Source organism: Pseudomonas sp. 7-41 (assembly GCF_021233075.1).
GTDB lineage: Bacteria > Pseudomonadota > Gammaproteobacteria > Pseudomonadales > Pseudomonadaceae > Aquipseudomonas > Aquipseudomonas veronii.
In genome coordinates, this window is sequence record NZ_CP089551.1 from 112625 (window position 1) to 138068 (window position 25444).

17 protein-coding genes are annotated in these 25444 nt (G+C 62.5%); 13 read left to right on the top strand and 4 right to left on the bottom strand.

All coding sequences use genetic code 11. The features are described 5' to 3' along the window. The first annotated feature begins 65 nt into the window (after positions 1 to 65). The 8 genes from aspA to LQ249_RS00550 all read left to right on the top strand — a co-directional run bounded on the left by aspA (position 66) and on the right by LQ249_RS00550 (position 17085). Positions 66 to 1490 carry an aspartate ammonia-lyase gene (gene aspA / locus LQ249_RS00515; RefSeq protein WP_017850012.1) on the top strand — a complete coding sequence of 475 codons (1425 nt, stop codon included), beginning with the start codon at positions 66 to 68 and terminating at the stop codon, positions 1488 to 1490. 380 nt (positions 1491 to 1870) lie between these two features. Beyond that, positions 1871 to 3322: an alanine/glycine:cation symporter family protein gene (locus tag LQ249_RS00520; RefSeq protein ID WP_046381614.1), complete on the top strand. Its 1452-nt coding sequence runs from the start codon at positions 1871 to 1873 to the stop codon at positions 3320 to 3322. A 72-nt stretch (positions 3323 to 3394) separates the two neighbouring features. Continuing rightward, positions 3395 to 4372: an asparaginase gene (locus LQ249_RS00525; protein ID WP_232566107.1), complete on the top strand. Its 978-nt coding sequence runs from the start codon at positions 3395 to 3397 to the stop codon at positions 4370 to 4372. Between the two features lie 129 nt (positions 4373 to 4501). Then, positions 4502 to 9097 carry a hypothetical protein gene (locus LQ249_RS00530; protein ID WP_232566108.1) on the top strand — a complete coding sequence of 1532 codons (4596 nt, stop codon included), beginning with the start codon at positions 4502 to 4504 and terminating at the stop codon, positions 9095 to 9097. A gap of 59 nt (positions 9098 to 9156) precedes the next feature. Continuing rightward, a complete protein-coding gene (locus tag LQ249_RS00535; RefSeq protein ID WP_017850016.1) occupies positions 9157 to 10149 on the top strand; it encodes an AraC family transcriptional regulator in 993 nt (330 codons plus the stop codon). Positions 10150 to 10282: 133 nt separating this feature from the next. Continuing rightward, entirely contained in the window at positions 10283 to 11317 is a 1035-nt protein-coding gene (locus LQ249_RS00540) for a histone deacetylase family protein (RefSeq protein WP_128192115.1), read from the top strand. Further along, the gene (locus tag LQ249_RS00545; protein ID WP_017850018.1) at positions 11314 to 12405 is read left to right on the top strand and encodes a polyamine ABC transporter substrate-binding protein; all 1092 of its coding nucleotides are present in this window, start codon (positions 11314 to 11316) and stop codon (positions 12403 to 12405) included. Before LQ249_RS00540 ends, LQ249_RS00545 begins: the two co-directional genes overlap by 4 nt. A gap of 111 nt (positions 12406 to 12516) precedes the next feature. After that, a complete protein-coding gene (locus tag LQ249_RS00550; RefSeq protein WP_232566109.1) occupies positions 12517 to 17085 on the top strand; it encodes a dermonecrotic toxin domain-containing protein in 4569 nt (1522 codons plus the stop codon). Here the strand turns inward: LQ249_RS00550 and pdxR are convergent. After that, entirely contained in the window at positions 17070 to 18620 is a 1551-nt protein-coding gene (gene pdxR, locus LQ249_RS00555) for a MocR-like pyridoxine biosynthesis transcription factor PdxR (RefSeq protein ID WP_169881606.1), read from the bottom strand. The two genes, LQ249_RS00550 and pdxR, sit on opposite strands and share 16 nt — an antisense overlap. Before the next feature lie 102 nt (positions 18621 to 18722). On the opposite strand from pdxR, the gene LQ249_RS00560 reads away from it, so the two are divergent. Genes LQ249_RS00560 through LQ249_RS00570 form a run of 3 tightly spaced genes read left to right on the top strand, consistent with a single transcriptional unit; the run spans position 18723 to position 20486 of the window. Beyond that, the gene (locus tag LQ249_RS00560; RefSeq protein ID WP_108525811.1) at positions 18723 to 19361 is read left to right on the top strand and encodes an FMN-binding negative transcriptional regulator; all 639 of its coding nucleotides are present in this window, start codon (positions 18723 to 18725) and stop codon (positions 19359 to 19361) included. Beyond that, on the top strand, positions 19358 to 19804 hold the full coding sequence (locus tag LQ249_RS00565) for a GNAT family N-acetyltransferase (RefSeq protein ID WP_108525809.1): 447 nt from the start codon (positions 19358 to 19360) through the stop codon (positions 19802 to 19804). The genes LQ249_RS00560 and LQ249_RS00565 overlap by 4 nt, the downstream gene beginning before the upstream one ends. Positions 19805 to 19814: 10 nt before the next feature. Next, on the top strand, positions 19815 to 20486 hold the full coding sequence (locus LQ249_RS00570; protein WP_017850023.1) for a GNAT family N-acetyltransferase: 672 nt from the start codon (positions 19815 to 19817) through the stop codon (positions 20484 to 20486). 439 nt (positions 20487 to 20925) lie between these two features. On the opposite strand, the gene LQ249_RS00575 is transcribed toward LQ249_RS00570, so the two are convergent. Then, the gene (locus LQ249_RS00575; protein WP_232566110.1) at positions 20926 to 21828 is read right to left on the bottom strand and encodes a homocysteine S-methyltransferase family protein; all 903 of its coding nucleotides are present in this window, start codon (positions 21826 to 21828) and stop codon (positions 20926 to 20928) included. Positions 21829 to 21942: 114 nt separating this feature from the next. On the opposite strand from LQ249_RS00575, the gene LQ249_RS00580 reads away from it, so the two are divergent. Both LQ249_RS00580 and LQ249_RS00585 read left to right on the top strand, forming a co-directional pair. Next, positions 21943 to 22764, top strand: coding sequence for an ABC transporter substrate-binding protein (locus LQ249_RS00580; protein ID WP_017850025.1), 822 nt, complete (start codon positions 21943 to 21945; stop codon positions 22762 to 22764). Continuing rightward, positions 22761 to 23591 (top strand): amino acid ABC transporter permease, encoded by an 831-nt coding sequence (locus tag LQ249_RS00585; protein ID WP_017850026.1) that lies wholly within the window; start codon positions 22761 to 22763, stop codon positions 23589 to 23591. Before LQ249_RS00580 ends, LQ249_RS00585 begins: the two co-directional genes overlap by 4 nt. Positions 23592 to 23595: 4 nt before the next feature. Here LQ249_RS00585 and LQ249_RS00590 read toward each other — a convergent pair whose 3' ends face one another. Beyond that, positions 23596 to 23877: a helix-turn-helix domain-containing protein gene (locus LQ249_RS00590; RefSeq protein ID WP_017850027.1), complete on the bottom strand. Its 282-nt coding sequence runs from the start codon at positions 23875 to 23877 to the stop codon at positions 23596 to 23598. Beyond that, positions 23874 to 25214: a type II toxin-antitoxin system HipA family toxin gene (locus tag LQ249_RS00595; protein ID WP_128192118.1), complete on the bottom strand. Its 1341-nt coding sequence runs from the start codon at positions 25212 to 25214 to the stop codon at positions 23874 to 23876. Before LQ249_RS00595 ends, LQ249_RS00590 begins: the two co-directional genes overlap by 4 nt. Between the last annotated feature and the right edge of the window lie 230 nt (positions 25215 to 25444).

Genomic DNA, 25444 nt, shown 5'->3' on the forward strand with positions numbered 1-25444 from the left:
TTCCACAAGCCTAGCATTCACAGCGTTCCGGCCAGTTCCGGGTCCATATCGAGATGATTTCCGTCATGTCCTCCGCTGCATCATTCCGCACAGAAAAAGACCTGCTTGGCGTACTCGAAGTACCTGCTCAAGCGTATTACGGCATCCAGACCCTGCGAGCGGTGAATAACTTCCGCCTCTCGGGCGTTCCGATTTCGCATTACCCGAAATTGGTGGTCGGCCTGGCAATGGTCAAGCAAGCCGCCGCTGACGCGAACCGCGAGTTGGGCCAGCTCAGCGAAGCCAAGCACGCTGCGATCAGCGAAGCCTGTGCCCGCCTGATCCGCGGCGACTTCCACGAAGAATTCGTGGTGGACATGATTCAAGGCGGCGCTGGCACTTCAACCAACATGAATGCCAACGAAGTCATCGCCAACATCGCGTTGGAGGCCATGGGCCACAACAAGGGCGAGTACCAGTACCTGCACCCGAACAACGACGTGAACATGGCGCAGTCGACCAACGACGCCTACCCGACCGCGATCCGCCTGGGTCTGCTGTTGGGCCATGACGCGCTGCTGGCCAGCCTCGACAGCCTGATCCAAGCGTTCGCCGCCAAGGGTGTCGAGTTCAACCATGTACTGAAAATGGGCCGCACCCAGTTGCAAGACGCCGTGCCGATGACCCTCGGCCAGGAATTCCGCGCCTTTGCCACCACCCTCAACGAAGACCTGGCCCGCCTGAAAACCCTGGCGCCGGAGCTGTTGACCGAAGTGAACCTGGGCGGCACCGCCATCGGCACCGGCATCAACGCCGACCCGCGCTACCAGGCCCTGGCCGTACAACGCCTGGCCACCATCAGCGGCCAGCCGCTGGTGCCGGCGGCGGACTTGATCGAAGCCACCTCCGACATGGGCGCCTTCGTATTGTTCTCCGGCATGCTCAAGCGTACCGCGGTGAAGCTGTCGAAGATCTGCAACGACCTGCGCCTGCTGTCCAGCGGCCCACGTACCGGCATCAACGAGATCAACCTGCCGGCCCGCCAGCCTGGCAGCTCGATCATGCCTGGCAAGGTCAACCCGGTGATCCCGGAAGCCGTCAACCAAGTGGCCTTCCAAGTGATCGGCAACGACCTGGCCCTGACCATGGCAGCCGAAGGCGGCCAACTGCAGTTGAACGTGATGGAACCGTTGATCGCCTTCAAGATCTTCGACTCGATCCGCCTGCTGCAACGGGCCATGGACATGCTGCGCGAGCACTGCATCGTCGGCATCACCGCCAACGAAGCCCGCTGCCGCGAGTTGGTGGAGCACTCCATCGGCCTGGTCACCGCGCTGAACCCGTACATCGGCTATGAAAACGCCACCCGCATCGCGCGTATCGCCCTCGAAAGCGGCCGCGGCGTGCTGGAACTGGTGCGCGAAGAAGGCTTGCTCGACGACGCCATGCTCGACGACATCCTGCGCCCCGAAAACATGATTGCTCCACGTTTGGTCCCGCTGAAGGCCTAAGCGTTTGTTGCACCGCTCACCAGGTTGAGGGACTAGACACCTCTCACCTTTTGAGGGCCTGAAGGCTCGTTCTTCAGGCCCTTTTTTTTGCCTCAAGGTTGTGAAATGACGCCCATAAAAATTCCAATATCGCCCCTGCCCGCCACGCCCTGGCTGAAACCTTTAATCAGCCCAGGCAGACGGATCACGTTCGCCTAGGTATAGTGCCGCCCCTCTTCGCGCCAGCGGCCATCGGTAACGAGGCCCGGACACACGCGAAAACGCATGAATAACAACACCCGCAAAAGGATCGGGTCGAACCGTCGCGCACTGCCTGGTGCCAAGTGACAGCGTCGAACCGTCCTGCGTTTGCCATTAGAAAAATCAGCGAGGAACACTCCATGCTCGAAGTCATCAACGACTTCCTCTCAGGGAAAGTACTGATCGTGCTCATTGTCGGGCTCGGCGGTTATTTCACGATCCGCTCGCGTTTCGTTCAGTTGCGTCACTTTTTCCACATGTTTTCGGTGTTTCGCGACAGCCTGAAAAACAGCTCCGACCAGCTCAGTTCGTTCCAGGCGCTGATGCTCAGCCTGGCCGGCCGCGTCGGTGCCGGTAACATCGCCGGCGTCGGCATTGCCGTGACCCTGGGCGGCCCCGGTGCCGTGTTCTGGATGTGGGTCACCGCGTTGGTGGGCATGTCCTCGAGCTTTATCGAGTGCTCCCTGGGCCAGTTGTACAAGCGCACCGACGCCGAAGGCACCTTCCGCGGCGGCCCGGCTTATTACATCCAGCACGGCCTGCACAAGCGCTGGCTGGGCATGGTGATGGCGTTCCTGCTGCTGGTGACTTTCGGTTTTGCCTTCAACGGCCTGCAAGCCCATGCCGTGACGCATTCGCTGAACAACGCCTTCGGCCTCGACACCACCTACACCGGCCTGGCCCTGGCGGCATTACTGGGCCTGGTGTTCATCGGCGGGATCAAGCGGATCGCCTCGATCGCCGACCTGCTGGTGCCGGTCAAGACCCTGGTCTACATCGCAGTGACCCTCTACGTGATCGTGCTGCAATTCGACCATGTGCCGGCCATGCTCGCGACCATCGTCAAGAGCGCGTTCGGCCTCGACCAGGCCTTCGGCGGCCTGGTGGGCAGTGCGATCATCATGGGTGTGAAGCGCGGCGTATTCGCCAACGAAGCCGGTTTGGGCAGTGCGCCTAACGTGGCGGCGGTCGCGTCGGTGGAACATCCGATCGCCCAAGGCGTGGTGCAAGCGTTCAGCGTGTTCCTCGACACTTTCGTGATCTGCACCTGCACCGCCTTGCTGATCCTGCTCTCCGGTTTCTACACCCCGGGCTTTGAAGGCGACGGCATTGCCCTGACCCAGAACTCCCTGGCAGCCGTGGTCGGCGACTGGGGCCGGATGTTCATCTCGGTGGCCCTGGCGTTGTTCGTGTTCACCTCGATCATGTACAACTACTACCTCGGCGAGAGCAACCTGCGCTTCCTGGTCGGCAACAACCGCAAGGTGCTGATGGGCTACCGCGCGTTGGTGCTGGTGCTGATTTTCTGGGGTTCGATCGAGAACCTGAGCACCGTGTTCGCCTTCGCCGACATCACCATGACGATGCTCGCGTTCGTCAACCTGTTCGCCCTGGCGTTCCTGTTCAAGATCGCCATGCGTATCCTGAATGACTACGACAACCAGCGCGCGGCGGGGATCAAGACCCCGGTGTTCGACTCCAGCCAGTTCCCCGACCTGGACCTGGACCACAAGGCCTGGCCGGCCAACCCGGTGAAACCGGAGCCTGCCGCTAAAGCGCCTGCTGAATCGATCGCACTGTCGCAACGCTAAGCGCAGATGACACGCCGCCTGGCCTTGGGCATGCTCTGGGCTTGGCGGCGTTTTTCGTTCAGGAGATTTTCGATGCAAGCAGCTAACAACGTCATGGTGCTCTACACCGGCGGCACCATCGGCATGCAAGCCAGTGCCAACGGCCTGACCCCCGCATCCGGTTTCGAAGCCCGCATGCGCGAACAACTCGCCAGCCAGCCGGTGCCTACATGGCGCTTCCGGGAAATGTCGCCGCTGATCGACAGCGCCAACATGACCCCGGCCTACTGGCAGCGCCTGCGCACTGCCGTGGTCGAAGCCGTGGACGACGGTTGCGACGCGGTGCTGATCCTGCACGGCACCGACACCTTGGCCTACAGCGCAGCCGCCATGAGCTTCCAACTGTTGGGCCTGCCGGCGCCGGTGCTGTTCACCGGCTCCATGCTCCCGGCCGGCGTACCCGACAGCGATGCCTGGGAAAACGTCAGCGGTGCGCTGCTGGCCCTGGGCCAAGGCCTGGCGCCGGGTGTGCAGTTGTACTTCCACGGCACGCTGATGGCGCCGACACGCTGCGCGAAAGTCCGCAGCTTCGGGCGCCACCCGTTCGCCGCGTTGCAACGCCAGGGCGGCGTGGCCCGCGCCGCGTCGATTCCTGCAGCGCTGGACTACCGTCAGCCCAAGGCCCTGGCCAATGTCGGCGTGCTGCCGTTGGTGCCGGGTATCGGCGCGCCCCAACTGGACGGTTTGATCGGCAGCGGCCTGCAGGCGCTGATCCTGGAATGCTTCGGCAGCGGCACCGGGCCCAGCGATAACCCCGAGTTCCTCGCCAGCCTCCAGCGCGCGCAGGCGCAAGGCGTGGTCGTGGTCGCGATCACCCAATGCCATGAGGGCGGCGTGGAACTGGACGTGTACGAAGCCGGCAGCCGTTTGCGTGCAGTGGGCGTGCTGTCCGGTGGCGGCATGACCCGTGAAGCGGCGTTCGGCAAACTCAACGCGCTGCTCGGCGCCGGGCTCGACACCCAGACCCTCCGGCGCCTGGTGGAACTCGATCTGTGCGGTGAACTGGCCTGAATCGTACAGCCGAACCCGCGTAAAAACCCTCGGCCAACTATATAGTTAGCCTCCTCCCTGCCTTGCCGCTTTCTAGCATGCCGAAGCTGTTCTTCCGGCAGCGTCCATGAAATGGCAAGGCAGGAACCCATGAGCCAACAAACCTCCACCCTTCGTTACAACCCCTCCGATACGCTGGTCACCCAACTCTGCGTCGGCCCCGCCTTCCGGGAAGCCGCCAGCACGCTGTTACGCCGCTCGTTGCAAGAACTCTACCCGGACCTGGGCATCGACCCGGACATCGCCATGGTCGGCACGCCGACATGGGGCATTGTCGACGATGAAATCGTCGCCGGCCCCACCGCGCACCAAACCCTCACCGACATCCTCACCAATCAGGCCATCTCAGGTGAACCCGCGCTCTACATCGAAGGCGCGCACTACCTTATCCAGCCGAAAAACCAGCAACCCACCGCGCACTTGCCGGTACCCATCACGCAGATCGCCACCCTGATCAACCTGCTGGCGCCAGTGATGCTCACCGCCTACCAGGAACAACAAGTGGCGTTCTGGAACTCCAGCAACGGCACCTCCGGCCCCCATTGGCAAGCCTTGTCCAGCACGCTGCGCTCGGTGTGGAACGTGACCCGCGTCGACGGCTGGGACGAGCAGGACTGCGCCATGGCCCGCACGCTGTACGCCGCGCCGGAACTGACACGCCGCCAGAGCGACGATGCATTCGCCTGCCGCGCCTACCTGGTGGACGTCGATCAGGTCGATGGCGCAACCGTCACCCACCTGGGCCTGCTGTCGATTGCCGTGCTGATCGGCAACCACGACGGCGAGACGCTTATCCTCACGTACTCCCTGTTCAACGGCTACGAGAAATTCGCCACGCTGGAGCAGCTGGGCCAGAGCTTGCCCGGCTACGTAGGTCGCCATGCACCCACTGACATCCAATGGCGACTGTTCGAACCCACCGGGCATTTTTTCGATCACCAGGCTTGCACGCTGATTGCCCAACAGCTTGCGTTCATCGGGCAGCTCGACACTCAGCAACTGCGGCGCACCGCCCCCAGCGAATCCTCACTCAACCTGCCACCGGCCACCCAAGAGCTGGTCGGCGAAAAGCAACCCGACCTCAAACCCTACCTCGACGCACTCCCGTCCTGGCTGACGTCCGCCTCCACCACCGACCTGAGTCTCTACGCACGCTACCTGAAAGACCTCGCCGCGCTGCACAGCCTCAACGCGGGCAAGTCCTACGACGATGACATCCCGCACATCCAGACCTACGCGCTCGACAGACTGCGCGCCGAAATGCTCAAGGACCACACCGACGCGGCGAACCTGCGCCTGGAGAACATCGAGATTCAGGTACGCAGCCCGATTGTGTGGGGCAGTTTCACCCTGCCGGGCAAGGTCGACACCACCACCTTCAGCCTGGCCGACCTGGCCCTGCAAAACCTGATCGGCCTGCCCCTCGGCGACAAAAGCGTGCGCTTGCGCAACAGCAGCACCGTGCCGGCGTGGCTGACCATGGCATACATCGAAACGCTGATCCGCAAGGTGGACGTCGGCCAACACTACCCGGCCCTGGCCAAAAGCAAGTTGCTCGACAACCCGCTCGAATCCAGCCGCCGACGCGCCCTGTACAGCAGCCATTTGCGCATCCAACTGCCGCTGCAAGCCTTGCAATACAAGATGAGCCGACACGCCGGGATCGACGAACTGGGGTATCGCTACGTCGCTGCCGTGCTGGCGCCAGAGGCAGCGGACCGTCAGGTCGACGGGCAAGCCATCGTTCTTCGTCCCCTGGCCTTCCTGCCGAAAAACCGCAGCGCCGACACGCAAGACGTGGTGAGCAACATGTTTGTGATTGGCCCCCAGGACACGAACGCCGGGCCCTGCCTGTTGTATCGCCCGATGGCGGAATTACAACTGCTGCAATATCCGTCACCGGCCGACCTGCTGTATGCGATCCGCCAATCACGCCACCTGCGCGACTCGGTCCTGGCCTGGCTGCCGGACAACGTGCGCGACGACTACGCACGCTACGCATTCCCTGGCGAACTGCCCTCGCCCTGGGCAGTCGTGACGTTGCTGGCGGACCCGGTCAAACTCGTGATGATGAGCGGGCCCATGGACCTGGGCACGCAAGTGCTCAGCGGTGATCTGCCCGGCGAGCTGTTCAAGGCCAACGCCAACGCGCTGATCACGCTGGCCGACCGTCAGTCGGCGTCGAATGCCGAAAGTCGCTGGGCTTCGTTCAAGCAGGCGGGCTGGCTGATATTCAACGCAGCCCTGCCGTTCCTGGGCCGCACCGTGAACACCGCCGCCTGGATCTGGCAGATCCTGGATCAGGTGCAAGCGGTCGTCGACGCGCAACAGCAAAAGGACAAACCGGCCGAATGGTCCGCCCTGGCCGGGCTGTTGCTCAACCTGGGCATGGTGTTGACCCTGCACATCGCCAGCCGCGAAGCGCCGCCAGCCCCCGCCTTGAGCAAGGACGAGCCGGCACCGAAACCTGCCGCCAGGCCCGAGGTGATCGCCAAGCCCGTGACAGTCAAACAATTGGCCAACCTTTCGGCAGTTGAGCTGCCAGGCAATCACCCGCATGCACTGCACACCCTGGCCGCGATCAACCGCAGCCCCAGCGACCTGGGCAGCCTGCTGGACAGTTTCAAGGTCGAAAAGCCGAAGGTGCGCAACAAGGCCTCATCGCGCATCGGCCCCCATCGCCACCTCTACCCGCTGCTCGATAAATGGTACGCACAGGTCGGCGAACGCTGGTTCGAAGTGACGGTGGATGAGAATGACGAAGTGCAGATCACCGATCCCCAACAACCCGCGCGCAACGGTCCCTTTCTGATCGGCAATCTCAAGGGCGAGTGGTTCATCGACACCCGGCTGCGCCTGCGTGGCGGCGGTTCAAGAAGCCGGGAGCGCAAAGCCCGGGCGCAAGCCGAACGTCAGACCAGCCAACTGCGCAGGCAGATCACCGCCTTCGAGCAACAGAAAAAGACCGCCCAGGACACCCTGGAAAAGACTTATCAGGCACTGGTCGACGCACCGCCCACCTCGGCCCAGGCCGCGCAAAGGGCTTACCTCGATCAACTGGAGGCCCAACGCACAGACTACGAGACCGCCCTGAAAAACCTGAAAGAATTGAATGTACTTGCCCCCACGCCGGACTACCTGCACAGCGCCGTGGGGTATCTCAAGGCTCAGTTGAGCCTGAGCTGGGCCGGGCTCAACGAAGTGCTCAAAGCCTTTACGCCCAAACTCCGCACAATCCTCGACCACATCGCGAAGCAGGCCGCCGACGCACGCGTGCGCAACATCCCCGACGCACTGCAAATGAACGCAATACTGCACGGCATGATCGAGCGCCTGGACTACTTCGAAACGCGGTTCAACGAACTGCGTGACCTGCCCGGCGAAGGCCTGCGCCTGATCAAGAACACCAAAAGCCTGCTGCCTGCCTACAGCAGCGGCGACCTCAAGGCGTTGCAAGTCACCTTGGCCCGCAACCTGTGCCTGCGCGAAACCACCACCCTCAGCGCACCACTGGCATGGGCCGCCATCGACCATATTGTCGACGCCTGCGACATCGCCATCCAGGCCCTGCGCGACACCCTGCGCGAGCGCAGTGACAAGCGCATCGACGAACAGATCGAGACCCTGGGCAGCCTGATCGAACAGTTCACGGTGCTGGGCGAGCGCCTGCAGGACTTTCCCACGGAATTCCCCAGCGTCTCCCTGACGGAACCGTTGACCCGCCTGCGCGAGCAACTCGGCGAGTACACCAAACGCGCCAGCACCCATCTTGCGCAAATGGCCGACCGACGCACCTCACTGAGAGCCACCCCCAGCCCGCCGCCCGCCCCGCCACACCCGCAGAAAAAATTCATCCGCACCCGTTACCACGGCATGGTCGTCGGTGAGCCGCAATTGTCCGCCACAGGCCTGGACACCGGGCTGGTGGATGTTCGCTCGCCCCTGTCCAACACCGTGGTGGCCACGTTTCACGAGAAACCGGACGGCTTTTGGGTGCAACGGGCCAGGAGCGAACAAACGGTGAACACGCCCATCGACCTGCAAACCAGCGTGGACGCCGGCCAGAACCTGCTCGACGGCCTACCGGACTTCAAACAACGGATCACCGGCCTGGCCAGCCAAGCCCAACGCACGCCCATCGGCATCGAATACTTGTACCATCAACACGCCCAGCGCCTGGAGCAAGCCACGCGCAGTATCGAGCAAGCCCTGAGCCAGAAGAACCTCGCGCAAGGCGACGTGGCCCTGGCCAGCACCGTCAAAAAGACCCTCAGCGACGCCACCACAGCCCTCTATCAACAATCCGTAGACAATGTGTTGAGGATGACCCAACAGCACCCGCCGACACCCTCCGGCGTGCAATGGTTGAAGGCCCGCAACGCGATAAGCATCAAAAAAACCATCAGCCGCCGACGCATCAAATCCGCCCGGCCGGATTACCTGGACGAATACACCATCACCGACCGCAGCACCCATAAGGTGCTGTGGTATGCACACTTCCACTACTCGACCGACTGGACCACGCCCAGGGCGTTTATCAGCGCGCGCCTCAAGACACCGCAGGAACACAGCCTGGGCGCGGCAGCCGACACCACCAAAGGCCTGAGCAGCGCACAACGCGTGGCATTCCACCGCAGCGAGATCAACGAGAGTCAGGCCAGTACGCTGTTTTTCAACCTCGCCTGACACACGGCCGACGGCACACAACTTGCTCTTTCACCGTACCTGACACGTTGGAGCCGTCGATGCTGCACGCTCATCTCACCACCCTCAACGCGGTGTCGCTGGTGCTCGACACCTTCAAGGCCCAAGGGCTGCCCAGCGAGGCCTTGCTCGCGGGCAGCGGCATCTGCGCGGCGGACTTGAGCCGCGCCGACACGCGCATTACCACCAATCAGGAAATGCGCGTATGCGCCAATGCCGTGGCCTTGCGCCGGGATGTCGGCCTGGCGCTGGGCCGCCAGATGCATGTATCGGCCTACGGCATGCTCGGTTACGCGCTGCTGACGAGTGCCACCTTCGGTGACGCTTTGCGCCTGGCGCTGCGCTATCCGGCGCTGCTGGGAACACTTTTCAAGCTGAGCCTGGAGGCGGACGGCGAGCGCATCTGGTTTACCGCCGCGGACTATCGCGAAACCCCGGCCATGCAGATGTTCAACGTCGAACTGTGCCTGGCCTCGCTGAAGGTGATCTGCGACGACCTGCTCGGCCAGCCGCTGGCGCTGCTTGGCGCACGTTTTGAATACAGCGCGCCGGATTATCGCGCGCGCTACAGCGAGTGTTTCGCCTGCCCGCTGCAGTTCGACGCCGGCACCAACGCCTTCGCCTTCGACAAGCGCTGGCTGGACCAGCCCCTGCCCCTGGCCGACGCCGTGACCCACCAGGCCATGGCCGAGCGGTGCCGCAAACAGAACCTGGAGTTCACCGGCCGCCAGGCGTGGCTGGGCAGAATCCGCCAGTTGCTCACCAGCCAACTCGGCGCCGCGCCGGGGATCGAAGGCCTGGCCGCACAGATGAACTGCTCGCCGCGCACCCTGCGCCGCCACTTGCACGACCTGGGGTGCAGTTATCAGGAACTGCTCGACGAACTGCGCTTCGAGCGCGCCAAGCAATGGCTGGCGGCGGATGAACTGCCGATCTACCGCATCGCCGAGCAACTGGGTTTCAGCGAAACCGCCAGCTTCCGGCATGCCTTTGTGCGCTGGAGCGGCGTGGCGCCGAGCCAATTTCGTGCATGACGCCCCATTGATGGGCGAATTGCGGACACATAATTTGGCCCGATTTATCCCCTTTTGGCCGCTCCTGCCGTTCTCATAAAGCGCCCCGCCCGCAAGACTGCAGGCACCGATACCGCCTGCGGAGAACAACAAAATGCTGACGATCTACTCGGACGATCACCACCTGCACCACGGCCGTTGTGAACTGATGGACGGGCAACTGATGCCCTGCTTCGAAATGCCCTCGCGCGCCGACCACGTACTGCAACGGGTCAAAGCCCGTGAGCTGGGCCCGGTCCTTGCCCCGCAGGACTTTGGCCTGGCGCCGCTGCAACGTGTCCACAGCCGCGACTACCTGGACTTCTTCAAAGGTGCCTGGCAACGCTGGACCGCATTCGGCGAGGACGGCGACCTGTTGCCCTACACCTGGCCCGCCCGCACCTTGCGCCGCGTGCTGCCCACCAGCCTGCACGGCCAGCTCGGTTACTACAGCTTCGACGGCGGCGCACCGATTACCGCCGGCACCTGGCAAGCGGCCTACAGCGCCGCCCAGGTCGCGTTGACCGCACAGCAAGCGATCCAGCGCGGCGCCCACTGTGCGTTCGCGCTGTGTCGCCCGCCGGGGCACCACGCCGCCAGCGACTTGATGGGCGGTTATTGCTACCTCAACAACGCCGCCATCGCCGCCCAGGCGTTTCTCGACCAGGGCCATCGCAAGGTGGCGATCCTCGACGTGGACTACCACCACGGCAATGGCACTCAATCGATCTTCTACGCACGCAACGACGTGCTCTTTACCTCGATCCATGGGCATCCGGAGGCGGAGTTCCCGTTTTTCCTGGGCTACGCCGATGAGCAGGGAGAAGGCGCCGGGGAAGGCTTCAACTTCAACTACCCGTTGCCGGCCGGTTCCGGGTGGGCGCGCTGGAGCGCGGCGCTTGACGAGGCGTGCAGGGAAATCGAGCGCTATGACGCCGACATCATCGTCGTGTCGCTGGGTGTGGACACGTTCAAGGACGACCCGATCTCGCAGTTCAAGCTCGACAGCCCGGACTACCTGGCCATGGGCGCACGCATCGCGCGCCTGGGCAAACCCACGCTGTTTGTGATGGAAGGCGGCTACGCCGTGGCAGAAATCGGCATCAACGCCGTCAACGTTCTAGAAGGTTTTGAGGGGTCCATCCAATGAACATGCTCAAGTCGCTCGTCCTCTGCGCCGCCGTTCTCGGTGGCGCGGCCCATGCCGAAGAGAAAACCCTGCGGGTCTACAACTGGTTCGACTACATCACGCCCAAGGCGCTGGAAGACTTCAAGGCGCAGAACCCCGACGTCAAACTGGTGTACGACATCTTCGACACCAACGAAGCCCTGGAAGCCAAGCTGCTCACCGGCAACTCCGGGTATGACGTGGTGGTGCCGTCCAACGTGTTCCTCGCCAAGCAGATCGAAGCCGGAGTATTCCAACCCCTGGACCGCAGCCGACTGCCGAACTGGAACCACCTCGATCCCAAGCTGATGAAGCTGCTCGAGGCCAACGACCCCGGCAATAAGTTCGCCGTGCCCTACATGTACGGCACCATCCTGATCGGTTTCAACCCCGACAAGGTCAAGGCCGCGCTGGGTGCCGATGCGCCGGTGGACAGCTGGGACCTGATCTTCAAGGAAGAAAACATCAGCAAGCTCAAGCAGTGTGGCGTCGCGCTGCTCGATTCGCCGTCCGAGATCCTGCCGCTGGCCCTGCAGCACCTGGGCCTGGACCCCAACAGCAGCAACCCCAAGGACTATGAAAAAGCCGAAGCGCTGCTGATGAAAGTCCGCCCGTACATCACCTACTTCCACTCCTCCAAGTACATGGCCGATATCGCCAACGGTGACATCTGCGTGGCCGTCGGTTATTCCGGCAGCTTCTCCCAGGCCGCCAACCGCGCCAAGGAAGCCAAGAACGGCGTGATCGTGGACATGCGCCTGCCCAAGGAAGGCGCGCCGATCTGGTTCGACATGCTCGCCCTGCCCAAAGGCGCGAAAAACCCGCAGGACGCCTACACCTTCATCAACTACCTGCTGCAACCGCAGGTGATCGCGCCGATCAGCGACTTCGTCGGTTACCCCAACCCGAACAAAGACGCGACGGAACTGGTTGACCCAGCGATCCGCCACAACCCCAACCTGTACCCCACCGAGGCGGCGATGGCCACGCTGTATACCCTCAAACCCCTGGGCCGCGACGCCGAGCGCGCCCGGACGCGGGCGTGGACCAAGATCAAGTCGGGGACATAGAGGCCGCCCGCTATCTAACTACCACCTCCGGACGGGCACGCGCCCTAACGTGGTCGAGGTCCTGGGTTGCCGTCGGCAACCCGCCTCACCTCGCCCGTCAGGAGCCCGCCCTTGCCCTCATCGCCTCCCAGTGCCAACGACCTGTTGACTCAACTGACCACCGGCCCCTCCTTGCGCGAAGTCGCGGCCGCCACCCTGCGCTCGAGCTTGCGCGAGCTGTACCCGGATCTCGACATCGACCCCGATCTGACCCTTCTGGTGACGCCGCACTGGCAGATCACCGCCGAGGCGATCCTGCCCGGAGCCCCGCGATTTCAAACACTGACCGGCGCGTTGTGCCGCAGCGCAACATCCGGCGCACCTGTCACCTGGCTCGACAGCGAGCACTACCTGATCTATCAATCCGCCACCGGGCCGAACGTGCATCTGCCGGTCAAGGTGGACTCCGTCGGCCGCCTGATCAATGAGCTGGCACCGTTGCTGTGCGTCGCGTACCAAGAGCAGCAACTCGCGTTCTGGAATGCCAGCAACCACCCGAACGGCCCACGCTGGCGCACCTTTGCCAACGCCTTGCGCACGATCTGGAATGTCGACAGCGTGGAGGGTTGGGACGAGGATGAATGCAACGTCGCCAGGGCAGTTTTTCACACGCCGGATTACGCCCAGCGCTTGCCCCAGGACAAATACGCGACCAAGGCTTATCTGATCGACGTCGACCTGGAATACGCCACACAGGTCAAACACCTCAACCTGTCGGCATTGGCGGTACTGGTCGGGCGCCTCGGCGAGCGCGACATCATCCTCAGCTATTCGATCGCCGACGGTTACGCCGCCTTCAAGAGCCTGCAAGCGCTTGGCGACGCCCTGAGCATTCAAGTGGCCACTCCACAGGCGACCAAGCTCCACTGGCGACTCTTCCAACCCTCAGGGGACTTTTTCGAGCAGCAGGCCTGTGCGTTTATTTCCCTGCAGATTCAGGCAATCGGCGCAATCGCGTTCAACAGCGGTGAGCTGATCCCGACCATGGCGCACGACAAGCCAGGCAGCGAAATCGCCCCCCGCGCCCCGCTGAATCAAGACCGAATCGGCTGGGTACATCGCGCCTTGCCCGACTGGATACTCACCGCGTCCTCGTCGGATCAGGCCACCTACGGGCGCTACATGATGGACCTCGCGGCCCTGCACCTGCGGCACGCGGGTAAAGCCTTTGATGACGGGATCAAGCACATCGGCGATTTTGCCCTGGATGCGATCCACACCCTGATGGTCAAGGACCACCCCGGCGTGGCCCGCACGACGCTCGATAGCGTGCGGATCAGCGTCACCAGCGTGCAAGCCTGGGGCACCCTGATCGTGCCGGGAAACACCCAGACCCAAACCTTTACCCTCGCCGAGTTGGCCCTGGAAAACCTGATAGCCCTGCCCTTGGGCAACAAAACCGTCGGTTATGAAAACGGCAGCGCGGTGCCCGCCTGGATGACGGCGGCCTACCTGGAGCACTTGATTACCCAGGCGAACGTCGGCATGCACTACCCGGCCCTGGTCAAACGCACGCTGCTTGACGACGCTGCCGAGTCCCTGCGAAGGCAACGTCTCTACACCGCTCAATTACGCCTGCAACTGCCGCTACTGGCGTTGCAGTACAAAGTACGAGGTGTCCACGACCTGAGCGAACAGGGCTATCGCTATGTCTGCGCGGCGATGCATCCAGACAGCGCAGCCCGTGTGGTCGACGGCGCGGCGGTGGTCATCCGCCGCTTGTCCCTGCTCCCCAAACGCCGTCTGGGCTCGGCCGTCGACGTCGTCGGCAACATGTTCGTCATTGGCCCTCAAGACCCGAAAAAAGGTCCTTGCCTGCTCTATCGCCCGCTGTCCAACCAACCGTTGATGCAGTTCCCGTCACCGACCAACCTGCTGTACGCGATCAAACAAGACACGCCATTGCGCCAATCGGTCCTGGCTTGGCTGCCCGATAAGGTGCGAACGGCTTACGCGCAGTTTGTGTTTCCCGGCAGCCTGCCCTCGCCGTGGGTATTTACCAGTGTGCTGAACGACCCGCTGAATGCACTGGTGATGACCGGCCCCGTCGAACTGGGGCGGGAAGTGCTGCCAAACGACGACTTCGCCACACTGTTCCGAGCCAACGCCGACGCGCTGGTCACCCTGGCCGACCGCCAATCGGTATCCAATGCCGAGGCGCGCTGGGAGAGTTTCAAGCACGCCGGGTGGCTGATGTTCAATACCGTGCTGCCGTTCATGGGCCGCGCCGCGGGCGCCGCGACCTGGATCTGGCAATTGATGGATGACCTGCAACAGATGGTCGACACCAATGAGGTCGGTGACCGTTCCGCCGGGCTCTCGGCGCTGGTGGATATCTTGCTGACGCTCGGCATGGTGTTAACGACGCATGTCGCCACGGCGCATCGGCCCGAGTCGTCCATCGGGAAGCCCGCCAAGCCGCGCGCATTGCCGCCGCCGGAGGTCAAGGTAGAAGTCGTCCAAAAGCCGGATATCGCGACGGCAGAGCTGCCCGTCGACCACGAACACACCCTGCACATCAGTGGTGCCCTGAACCGCAGCGCGCAGAACCTGGGCACGTTCCTCGACAGTTTTGCGCAGGCCAAGCCCGATCAATTGGGTACGCAACAGACCGTGGAAGGCCCTCATCAGCATCTCTATACCAAAGCCTCACACTGGTACGCCCCGGTGGGTACACGATGGTTTGAAGTGATGGTCGACGAAAACGACACCGTGTTGATCATCGATCCGCGCCAACCAGGCCGGCGCGGCCCGCCGCTGATCGCCAATCGCCTGGGGCAATGGTTCGTCGACACGCGCTTGCGCCTACGCGCAGGCGGCCTGCGCAGCCGGCGCAAAAAAGGCGAAGCCCTCAGGCCGCCGAAAATCACCGATTTACGCCGGCAACTGGCAACCTTCGACAGCGAGCAGGCCCAGCGCCAGCACGGTCTTGAAGCCTTGCAAGGCGCCATCGACCGCACGGCGGGTGACGCCAAAGCCGCGGCCAGAACCACCTTTCTCGAACAGGTGGATACGCGTCTCAAAGAATTCGACGTACCGATTTCCCAGCTCAAATCCCTGAATATTCTCGACACGGTGCCCAACTATCAGGACGCCATGGTCGGCTACCTGGAACATCAGCTGTTTCTGGCGCGCTCCGCCATCAGCGAACAACAGATCCCGTTTCGCGAACGACTGGAAGCCATACAGGGCCACCTCGACATCGAGGGCATTGAAGAAGAAGCCTTGCCCACCGTTCACTACCGCAACATGTATACCGCGACACACGCCATGGCGGAGCGCCTGGGCTACCTTCAGGCACGCTTCAAGGAGGCTCGTGCCCTGGGTGCGCGCGGGGTCAGGCTGATCCAGCAGCATGAGCCGCACCTGCCCGCTTATGCCCTTGATGATCTCAAGGCGTTCAAGATTACCCTGGGCCACTTCCTGTGCGTGGCCGAAGGCGCATCGGCCACACGCGCCGACGCCAGGGAAGCCTTGCGCCGTATCGTCGATGTGGCGGAGCTGGCGGTCCAAAGTTTCAGAGAGGCCGCACAACCGCGCAACATGGTGCCGCCGGAGCAGTTGATCGAAACCCTGGACAGCCTGATGGATCAGTTTTCCAGGGTTGACCAGAACCTGGTGGATCTGCCGGCCGAGTTTCCCAATGACCTCAACAAGCCCGACCTGGAAAACCTGCGCAAGCAAGTGGACGAGTTCGCTCGGCTCGCAGAGAAACAACTGACAACCCTGCTTCGCGAACGCAGAGCCATGGAGCCCACCGCGGGCCCGTCGCGCACCGTCCCCAGGGCGAAGAAAAAATACATCAAGACGCGCTTCAAGGGGATGGTGGTCGGCGAAGAGCGTGAAAGCCCCGACGAAGACGGCAAGACGCTGGTCGACGTAAAGGAACCCCTGACCGGCAAAGTGATTGCAACCTTCCATGAGAAGGAGCCGGGGGTTTGGGTCGAACGCGAGCTGACGCCCAAGCCCGCTTCCCGCAGCCAGGCGCGTAACCTGGCAAACAGCATCAGCGACGGTCAGGCGCTGGTCGATGGGGTCGAAGCCTTTATCGCCAACAAGGAAGCCTGGGCGAAGGAAACCCGGCAACTGCCGGTGGAAATCGAAGAGCGCTTCCACCAGCACGCCAAAAAACTGCAACGGGCCAACCAGGATATCGAAGAGGCGTTGACCTCCAGCAACCAGACCGAAAGCGCCTCGCCGTCAGCTGCGTTGACTAACCGCCGCCTTGATGAGGCGATCACCCAGCTTTACCGGGAAGGCAAACGGATCAAGCTCGAGGTGCTCAAGCGCCGACCACCGGAGGCGGCGCACGTCGAATTGCTGTTGCGCGAGGGCGCCGTCACGGTAGACCCGCCTGTCGGCGCCCGCACCCGACTCAGGGGGCGCGACAAGGGTTTCCTGCAGGAGTATGCGGTGGTGGACGTCAACACGAACCGTCCGTTGTGGTACGCACACTTTCACTACCCCACCCTCACCGGGCCGGAGGAAGCCTACACCGCCGCCCACCTGAAAAACCGCCAACAGCGCCTGATGGGCGGCCGGTTCGAACCCTTGAGCGACATCGCCGTGTACCGCAGTGAAATCGGTCTGCATCTGGCCCGCTCGCTGTTCCTGAAAGCCAAGCCTCAGCCCTCAGCCTGACCGGTCCAGGCCTGGCGCAACCGCGCGAGCGCCTGGCGGATCGCCGCCTCGGGCACTGCGGCGAAGCCCAGCACCAGGCCGGCGCGTTGATCGTCCGGTGGCCCGGCCTGCGCCAGCCAATAGCTGCTCAGGCCATTGACCTCCACGCCCACCGCGCGGGCCTGCGCCACCAGTTGTTGTTCGCGGGCAAGGCTGTCCACCCGCACGGTGAGGTGCAGGCCCGCGGCACTGTTCGGCAGGCTGCCGACCCCCGGCAGCTCGTCCGGCCAGCCGTTCAACAGGACGTTGCGTCGACTGAGCGCAGCGCGACGCATGCGCCGGATATGCCGCTGAAAGTGCCCCGCCGCCATGAACTCCGCCATCACCGCCTGGGTGCTGACCTCCGAGTGCCGCACGTCCACGGCGCGGCGCTGGGCGAATGCGTCGACCAGCGTCGGCGGCAGCACCAGGTAACCCAGGCGCAGCGCCGGGAACGCGACTTTGCCGAACGTCCCCACATACAACACCCGCCCGCTGCGATCCAGGGCCGCCAGCGGGGCCAGCGGCGCGCCGCTGTAACGGTACTCGCCGTCGTAGTCATCCTCGACGACCCAGCCACCGCTGCGTTCGGCCCAGGCCAGCAACTCCAGGCGCCGGGCCAGGCTCATGACCACGCCCAATGGGTACTGATGGGACGGCGTGACATAGGCCAGGCGGCAGTTGTCGAGGCCGTTCAACACGCTGCAGTCGATCCCCTCGCTGTCCACCGCCACACCTTGCAGCTGCGCACCGGCCAGGGCGAAGGCATGACCGGCGGCGCGGTAGCCGGGATTTTCAATCGCCACGCCATCACCTGGGCTCACCAGCAACTGTGCACAAAGGCTGATTGCCTGCTGCGCGCCACTGGTGATCACAATTTGCTCAGCCGTACACTGCATGCCCCGCGAGCTGCGCAGGTAGGCGGCGATCAGGCCGCGCAAGCGCTCGTCCCCGGCCGGGTTGCCATAGCACAGTAGCTTGAGGTCCGGCTTGCGCCAAAAAGCCGCATTCAGCTTGGCCCAGACGTCAAAAGGGAACAGGTCGAAGGCCGGAACCCCCACCCGAAATGCCCGTGGAGGCCCCGTGGGCGGCAAGGGCAAATGGTTGTTTTCGAGGCGCTCCAGCGCCGCGCTGTGGATAACTTTTTCGCTCGAAATATCGGCGTTTTTCAGCTCGATTGTGGATAAGGCTGGGGATAAGCCTGTTGAAAACCCTGTGGACAGTTTTGTGGATAGTTTTTTTGAACTGGGCAGTTGGGCGACATACGTCCCGTCGCCGACCCGGCTTTGCGTAAAGCCCTCGGCATACAGCTGATCGTAGGCACGCACCACGCTGTTGCGCGAAATCGACAACGCCGCCGCCAGGTCGCGCGTGGCGGGCAAACGCGTGCCGCCGGCCAGTCGCCCGTCCAGCACGCGTTGGCGCAAGGCTTCGTACAGCTGGCGGGTCAGCCCCTGACGACGATCCAGCTCGATTCCCGCAGGGTTGAACGACAACGGCGGCGCAAGGGACGACATTGGGCAGGCTCCGGAATTGGACCCATGAAATGGGTCATAGATGGCTCTTACAACGAACCATTAGCCTGCCTAGGATGCAGGCATTCGCCAAGGAATACTTTTATGTACACACCACGCGCCTTTGCCCTCGACGATTTGCCCGAACTGCAGCAACTGATCCAGCACACGCGTCTGGCGCAGGTGGTGACCGTGGGTGAACACGGCCTGCTAGCCAGCCACCTGCCACTGCTGCTCAACCCCAACGAAGGCCCGAACGGTACGCTCTACGGCCACATGGCCAAGGCCAACCCGCAGTGGCACGACCTGCAGAACGGCGGCGAAGCGCTGGTGATCTTTGCCGGGGCCGACGCCTATGTCAGCCCGGCGTTTTACCCGAGCAAGGCCGAGCACGGCAAAGTGGTGCCCACCTGGAACTACCTGGCCGTGCATGCCTACGGCACGGCCGACGTGTTTACCGACGCCGAGCGCCTGCGCGGCGTGGTCAGCGCCCTCACCGACCGCCACGAAGGCCGCCGCGCCCAGCCCTGGAAGGTCAGCGACGCCCCGGCCGACTACATTGAAGGCATGCTCAAGGCCATCGTCGGTTTCGCCTTGCCCATCGAACGTCTGATCGGCAAACGCAAACTCAGCCAGAACCGCAGTGCCGCCGACATCCAGGGCGTGCGCGAGGGGCTGGCCACCAGCCTCGACGTGCGCGACCAGACCCTCGCCCGTTTCATTCCCCAAGGAGCCCCAGAATGAGCCCGATCGACATCCGCCCCGTCACCGCCGCAGACCACGCCGCCTGGCTGGCGCTGTGGCACGCGTACTTGCAGTTCTACAACACCGAACTGCCAGACGCCGTCAGCCAGAGCACCTGGCAACGCCTGATCGACGCCCATGAGCCGACCCACTCCGCGCTCGCCTGGCAGGACGGCAAAGCGGTAGGCATGGTCAACTTCATCTACCATCGCTCCAACTGGAGCATTGAAAACTCCTGCTACCTGCAAGACCTGCTGGTGGCGCCGGCCCAGCGCGGCGGCGGCGTGGGCCGCAAATTGATCGAACACGTCTATGCCACGGCCAAAGCCGACGGCTGCTGCGAGGTCCATTGGCTGACCCACGAGACCAATGCCACCGCGATCCAACTGTACGAACGCATCGCCGAACGCCCTGGTTTCATCCAATTTTGCAAAGGTCTTTAAGGAGCGCAGCATGTCCACCTCTCTCGCCGACTGGCAAGGTGCCCCGGCGCCCACGGTCCAACTGCTCGAAGGGCGTTTCATCCGCCTGGAAAAACTCGACCCGGCGCGCCACGCCGACGGTCTGTGGCAAGCCCTCGAAGGCCCCGGCGCCGACCCCAAGCTGTGGGACTATTTGCCGTATGGCCCGTTCAGCGACCGCACCGCGTTCGATGCCTGGCTGAACAACCATGCCCAGCACAACGAGCCGTATTTCTTCAGCGTGATCGACCGCGCCAGCGGCGATGTGCAGGGCATCCTCAGCCTGATGTCCATCGTCCCGGCCCACGGGCGCATCGAAATCGGCCACGTCACCTTCGGCGCGCCGATGCAGCGCTCGCCGAAAAGCACCGAGGCCGTGTATCTGTTGGCCAAGCATGCTTTCGAACTGGGCTACCGCCGCCTGGAGTGGAAATGCAATAACGGCAATGCCCGCTCCAAATACGCCGCCGAGCGCCTGGGGTTCAGTTTTGAAGGGGTGTTCCGCCAGCACATGGTGGTCAAGGGGCAGAACCGGGACACGGCGTGGTATTCGATTCTGGACTCGGAATGGCCGCCGATCGGGGCAGGGTTTGAGCACTGGCTGTCGGAAGCCAATCAGGCAGGTTCAGGCCAATTGAAAAGCCTGGCGGAGTGCCGCGCCTAAATCCCACAGACAGCGCAGCACCAGAATATGAGAGCGGGCTTGCCCGCGAGGCGGTGGGTCAGTCGAGATTGATTTTCGACTGGTCTACCGCTATCGCGGCGTAGGTATCTACACATCCGATGACGCTGAAAACCCCGGTCGTATCGCGAGCTGTTGCTTTGCTGTTGCTCTGCTTTTGCTCTGTTTTTGATTTTGATCTTAGGCGCCCCGTTAACCACGCTGGCCGAACCTAAGCGAGGCACCGAGTGGTGGGGCAAGAGCGTTTTGCTTACTTTTGCGCTTTTCAAAAGTGAGCCGCCGTAAGGGCGGAACCCATAGCGGCCGCCACCTGAATAATGGATATGTACTCATTCCAACCCGAGCGAAGGGTCGGCCCACAGGCCGCCACGGGAGCAAGCTCCCTCCCACACTCGATCGTCAGTGCAATCCGCACTGGGTGTCAGTCGGCAAGCTGCTCGGCCAACACCGCAATATGCTCCGGTCCGATCCCGCAGCAACCGCCCAAATGGCTGGCGCCGCGCTTCTGCCAATCGGCAGCCCATTGCAGGTAGCCCGGCGGGTCGAGGTCGTCGCGCAACGGGTCGAGGCCGTCGTTGGCCGTGGCCTCCTTGGGCTGTGGCGGGAAGGCGTTGGCATAGGCGCCGATCTGGATCGCCACCCCCAGGCGCTCGAAGGTCTGGCGGGCCGCATCAATCGCCGCGCCGATCACCTCCGGCTGGCTGCAATTGAACAACAACACCTGCACGCCCAGTTGCGCAGCTGCTTCGGCCGCCTCGGCCACCGGCTCGCCGGAACGCAGGCGCGGCACCTCGTCGGTGTCTTCGTCCTTCAAGGTAAACGACAGCCAGAACGGTTTGCCGTCCGCCGGCAGACCGGCATGAATGGCCCGCGCCTCGACGATCGAACTCTGGGTTTCCGCCAGCCACAGGTCGACATAAGGCGCCAGGCCGCTCACCAGGGGCGTCAGCAGTTCGCTGACCCGGTCGGCCTCGAACAGGTCGGGCCGATACGAGCCGAACAGCGGCGGCAGGGAACCGGCCACGCGCACTGCTTGGCCGGACGCCACCACCGCGCGCCGCGCCAATTCACCGGCCAACGCCGCCAGGGCCTGGCCCTCGGCGGCAAACCGCGCTTCGCCGATATGAAACGGTACGACGGCATAGCTGTTGCTGGTGATCACGTCGGCACCGGCCTGGATGTAAGCCGCGTGTACCGCTTCCACCGCCTGCGGCGCTTCGCTCAACGCCAGCGCCGACCACTCCGGCTGTCGGAACGGCGCGCCGCGGCGTTGCAGTTCGCGGCCCATGCCACCATCGAGAATTACTGTGCGTACTGCGGCCATATGCTTTTTACTCATAAGCTTATGAAAATAACTCACTATGAGAGTCGCTCTTATAACTATTTAATACGGTAAATTCGCTTCATAACAACTTCTTTTTTTATTCGGGTGCCTCTCTTGAAACTCAAACCGCTACTGGCCCTGGGCCTGACCATGCTGGCTGCCTCCACCCAAGCCTTCGGCGGTGCAACCCTGGACCGGGTTGAGCAAAACCACGAATTGGTCGGCGTGCTGATGGAAAGCTATCCGCCTTTCTCGTTCCTCAACGAGCAGAACCAGCTCGACGGTTTCGACGTCGACGTGGCCAAGGCCGTCGCGCAAAAACTCGGGGTCAAACTGCGCCTGGAAACTCCGTCCTGGGACGTGATCGCCGCCGGCCGCTGGAGCGGGCGCTACGACATCTGCATCTGCTCGATGACCCCAAGCAAGGCCCGCGCCGAAGTGTTCGACTTCCCCGTGGAGTACTACGCTTCGCCCGCGGTGATCGTGGTCAATGCCAAGGATGAGCGCATCCACGGCGCCAAGGACCTGAGCGGCAAGAAAGTCGGCCTCACCAGCGCCTCCAGCTACGAGAGCTACCTGAACAAAAACCTGGTGATCGAAGGCGCCGAAGACACCCAACTGCAGTACCCGTTCGAGAACGTGCAGATTGCCCCCTACGACACCGACAACGTGGCCTTCCAGGACCTGGGCCTGGGCGCCGGCGTGCGCCTGGATGCGATCCTCACCAACCTGGTCACCGCCCAACCGCGCCTGAGCCAGGACAAGCGCTTCAAGCTGGCCGGCGAAGCGCTGTACGCCGAGCCCAACTCGGTGGCCATCGAAAAAGGCGACCCGCAGTGGGACAGCAAAGTGCGTGAAGTCTTCGCGCAGTTGAAGCAGGACGGCACCTTGAGCAAGCTGTCGCAAAAATGGATCGGCGCCGACATCAGCCAATGACCGCGTTCCCCACCCCACCCAAACCACCGGTCAGCGCGTCGCGGCTACAACGATTCTTCGGTTTTCGCACGCGCCTGTACCTAACCTGGGCCGCGCTGTTCTGCCTGTTCGCCAGCTTCTTCCTGAGCTTTGACCTGAAGTTCTCGATCATCCTCGACAAGCTGCCCAATCTGGTCGGCGTGCATCTGGCGCCCAACGGGTTTCTGCAAGGCGCGGCGCTGACGGTGTTCCTGTGCCTGTGCTCGATCGTGGCGTCATCGATACTGGGCTTTATCACCGCCCTGGGGCGCCTGTCGAAAAGCGCGGTGGCCTTTGGCGTCGCGAGTTTCTATGCCTCATTCTTCCGTGGCACACCGCTGCTGATCCAGATCCTGCTGATCTACCTGGGCCTGCCGCAACTGGGCCTGGTGCCGGGGGCCATCGTCGCCGGGATCATCGCGCTGTCGCTGAACTACGGCGCCTACCTGAGCGAAATCTTCCGCGCCGGCATCCTCGGCGTGCCCCACGGCCAACGGGAAGCCGCCCTGGCCCTGGGCATGCGCGACAGTGCGATCTTCTGGCACGTCACCCTGCCCCAGGCCATGCGTACCATCGTCCCGCCCGCCACCAACCAGTTCATCTCGATGCTCAAGGACTCCTCCCTGATCTCGGTGATGGGCGTGTGGGAAGTGATGTTCCTCGCGCAATCCTACGGCCGCTCCAGCTATCGCTACATCGAAATGCTCACCACGGCGGCGATCATCTACTGGGTGATGTCCCTCGGCCTGGAACTGATCCAGGCGCGCATGGAGCGGCATTACGGCAAGGGGTATGTGCGACGGGGGTGAGGACTCAGTCATCCCACTCGCGACGCACCTTGACCACGCCCATCTGTAAGCCAAAGGGGCGGAACACGGCGTTCAGCGATTTCAGGGTTTGATTGCCCTCGCCGTGTTCGATATGCACCAGGGTACGCACGGAAATCTTGCACATCTTGGCGAACTGGCTTTGGTGCAGGCCAGTGACTTCGGTGCGCAGGCGGCGCACGGCTTCGCCAATTGCAAGGGAACCGTCAGCCAGCCCCTGTTCGACACGTTCGATTAACAGGGCGCGGGCATCCAGGGTAATGGTCATTTCAGCCCCCATTGCTTCAGACGCATGTCCAGTTTCCCCAACGGGACGCTGGGGTGGTTCAAGGTGACCGCTGGCAAACCGCCTGCAGCCAAGATGTCCGGCAGAGCTCGCAAGTGTTCGGCGTCTTGTCGCAGCCGCTCAAAACTTTGCTCAGGGTCAATAATCTCGGCCAGTGCATCGCAGACCCCTCGCCAATTGATATCACCTGCCACTTCCAGCGCTTTGGGCCACTTGGTCGTTCGGGTAACGCCCTCGGCATCCATCACCATGGGGGCCAAGTCATAAATCGGCGCCAGACGCAGAGAGTCGGTACCTCGGATGATCGACATATTTCGCCCGTGGTTATCCGAGTTACCCAACACCTTGTTCAACAGGTCTCGGCGTAGGTACTCCGCAACCAGATCGGCAACCTGCTCTTCTTGCCCAACCGCGCGCCATTGATTCACCAGCAGTCTGATCACCTCAAGATGATCCATGTAACTGCCAGGCGTCGTCACTCCCGCCAAGGAATAAATCGACTCAACGGCCAATCGTTCGACACCGGCGTTACTGACCTTGCGATCAAAGCGGTGCATCCAAAGGCTCGGCTTGGTGGCCTCTTCCAATGCTAGCCCTTCGGCACCCACCGCCTCTATTCCCAGGGCCTGAAGAGCTCTGTAGTAGTGATACTCACTTCTCAGGATGTCTTGATCATTCTGGGTCGCCTGGTTACGTGCGAACTTGATAAACCAATGTTGGGTAACCTCGGCATCGTTCAGGGTAGCGTCCGGGTACAGCAAACCATCAGCATTCTGCGTCATCAACAGTTTCGGAGCCTCACCGCCCGCGCCCGTTGCCCCGCCGATTGCCGCGCCTTGTTCATAGGCATATTCCAGAAAGCTGTTATCGCGGTTGATCACTTCCCGACGAGGGAAACCAATCGGTGCGGTACCGTCCAGTACCTGCACGGATTCCTTGACCCGCATATGGCCAATGGGGGCCGGCGTACTGCGACCCAGTAGAAACAAATCGGCACTGACGCCCTCCGGCTTCTCATGGCCGATACGTTTCATCAAAGAACGTTTGGCGGCCCCTGCCGGTGCAATATCGTGCAAAAAAGCAGGCGCTTTCTTGAGAACCGCAACATCCCACTCCAGTGGAAACCGCGCACTGACAGATTTGGAAAAAGGCAATCGGACAGCGTCCAGGTTATCGACTAGATAATCCTGTCGATAATGAAACCTGCAAGGTCCATCAAAACCCTTTTCAGGCTCCGAGAACTCCAACCGCATAGCGTCACGCCAATGACCAGCGGTGAAAATCTGCAGTATCAAAGAGTAGGTCGTTTCCATCTGCATTTAAGTGCACCTGGCAAGCAATGTTCGGGACGCGTACTGCAATATAGTGCATTTCCTGCTCAGCAGATGACCAGATTTACGCATTAAAATGCATTTGTATCGCCAGAATTAATCTAAAAATGCATTTTAATGCAAATGAGATGGCCATTTATCCTGTCGCGGACAAAGCCCGATGCGTTTTTAATCGCACCGCACTACAGACAACTCCCGCAAACCAGGGGTCGATAGCC

Coding starts and splice junctions, on each gene's coding strand:
- aspA (WP_017850012.1), top strand. CDS start 66: ATGTCCTCCGCTGCATCATTCCGCACAGAAAAAGACCTGCTTGGCGTA.
- LQ249_RS00520 (WP_046381614.1), top strand. CDS start 1,871: ATGCTCGAAGTCATCAACGACTTCCTCTCAGGGAAAGTACTGATCGTG.
- LQ249_RS00525 (WP_232566107.1), top strand. CDS start 3,395: ATGCAAGCAGCTAACAACGTCATGGTGCTCTACACCGGCGGCACCATC.
- LQ249_RS00530 (WP_232566108.1), top strand. CDS start 4,502: ATGAGCCAACAAACCTCCACCCTTCGTTACAACCCCTCCGATACGCTG.
- LQ249_RS00535 (WP_017850016.1), top strand. CDS start 9,157: ATGCTGCACGCTCATCTCACCACCCTCAACGCGGTGTCGCTGGTGCTC.
- LQ249_RS00540 (WP_128192115.1), top strand. CDS start 10,283: ATGCTGACGATCTACTCGGACGATCACCACCTGCACCACGGCCGTTGT.
- LQ249_RS00545 (WP_017850018.1), top strand. CDS start 11,314: ATGAACATGCTCAAGTCGCTCGTCCTCTGCGCCGCCGTTCTCGGTGGC.
- pdxR (WP_169881606.1), bottom strand. CDS start 18,620: ATGTCGTCCCTTGCGCCGCCGTTGTCGTTCAACCCTGCGGGAATCGAG.
- LQ249_RS00560 (WP_108525811.1), top strand. CDS start 18,723: ATGTACACACCACGCGCCTTTGCCCTCGACGATTTGCCCGAACTGCAG.
- LQ249_RS00565 (WP_108525809.1), top strand. CDS start 19,358: ATGAGCCCGATCGACATCCGCCCCGTCACCGCCGCAGACCACGCCGCC.
- LQ249_RS00570 (WP_017850023.1), top strand. CDS start 19,815: ATGTCCACCTCTCTCGCCGACTGGCAAGGTGCCCCGGCGCCCACGGTC.
- LQ249_RS00575 (WP_232566110.1), bottom strand. CDS start 21,828: ATGGCCGCAGTACGCACAGTAATTCTCGATGGTGGCATGGGCCGCGAA.
- LQ249_RS00585 (WP_017850026.1), top strand. CDS start 22,761: ATGACCGCGTTCCCCACCCCACCCAAACCACCGGTCAGCGCGTCGCGG.
- LQ249_RS00590 (WP_017850027.1), bottom strand. CDS start 23,877: ATGACCATTACCCTGGATGCCCGCGCCCTGTTAATCGAACGTGTCGAA.
- LQ249_RS00595 (WP_128192118.1), bottom strand. CDS start 25,214: ATGCAGATGGAAACGACCTACTCTTTGATACTGCAGATTTTCACCGCT.